Annotated in this window: 1 protein-coding gene; it reads left to right on the forward strand. The window is 47.9% G+C overall.

The window, feature by feature from the left end:
* The coding region (locus tag R0K30_RS22500) for an HAD hydrolase-like protein (RefSeq protein ID WP_410613128.1) at positions 1 to 259 on the forward strand (259 nt) is incomplete at both ends.

A 259-nucleotide genomic window follows, 5' to 3' on the forward strand; every position in this document is an offset into this window, starting at 1 on the left:
CATTGATGCCGAAAAGTGCGATGACATGATCAGCATGTACAGAGCATTCAACCATGAAAAGCACGATGAGCTCGTCACGGAGTACGAAACGGTTTATGAAACGCTCGATGAATTGAAAAAAGCGGGATATCAGCTCGGTATTGTCACCACGAAGCTGAGGGATACAGTCAATATGGGATTGAAGCTGACAGGCATCGGGGCGTTTTTCGATACTGTCGTCACGCTTGATGATGTAAAGCATCCGAAGCCTGACCCCGAG

This window comes from Bacillus sp. SIMBA_154 (assembly GCF_046536015.1).
GTDB classification, from domain to species: domain Bacteria; phylum Bacillota; class Bacilli; order Bacillales; family Bacillaceae; genus Bacillus; species Bacillus pumilus_P.